General features: G+C 47.5%; 3 tRNA genes and 1 rRNA gene. All 4 read left to right on the plus strand.

Features of this window, described 5'->3' with window-relative positions:
• Positions 1-49 precede the first annotated feature (49 nt).
• Positions 50-126, plus strand: a tRNA-Arg gene (locus KHQ79_RS22090).
• A gap of 26 nt (positions 127-152) precedes the next feature.
• Positions 153-229, plus strand: a tRNA-Pro gene (locus KHQ79_RS22095).
• Positions 230-236: 7 nt separating this feature from the next.
• Positions 237-312: transfer RNA gene (locus KHQ79_RS22100), tRNA-Ala, on the plus strand.
• Between the two features lie 170 nt (positions 313-482).
• Positions 483-569, plus strand: a 16S ribosomal RNA gene (locus tag KHQ79_RS22105); the annotation flags it as partial.

The raw sequence follows: 569 nt of genomic DNA on the forward strand, positions 1-569 counted from the left end.
GTAGGTGACTACCGTGCCGGTTCAAGTCCGGCCCTCGGCATTAAGTTTTGCGCCCGTAGCTCAATTGGATAGAGCGTTTGACTACGGATCAAAAGGTTAGGGGTTCGACTCCTCTCGGGCGCGCCATTATTCTAATAGAATAGATAGGAAATCGGGAAGTAGCTCAGCTTGGTAGAGCACATGGTTTGGGACCATGGGGTCGCAGGTTCGAATCCTGTCTTCCCGACCATTTTAATGGGGCCTTAGCTCAGCTGGGAGAGCGCCTGCTTTGCACGCAGGAGGTCAGCGGTTCGATCCCGCTAGGCTCCACCAAATTTTTTTAAAAAGTTGTTGACTTTGAAGAAGCAGCATTGTATACTAATAAAGTTGCTTTAACAAAGCGAACAAACGAAATGATCTTTGAAAACTAAACAAGACAAAACGTACCTGTTAATTCATTTTTAATAAATCGCACAGTGATGTGCGTAGTCAGTCAAACTACTTTATCGGAGAGTTTGATCCTGGCTCAGGACGAACGCTGGCGGCGTGCCTAATACATGCAAGTCGAGCGGACAGATGGGAGCTTGCTC

Origin of the sequence: Bacillus sp. TSO22, assembly GCF_020223595.1 — a bacterium.
GTDB classification, from domain to species: Bacteria; Bacillota; Bacilli; order Bacillales; family Bacillaceae; genus Bacillus; species Bacillus inaquosorum.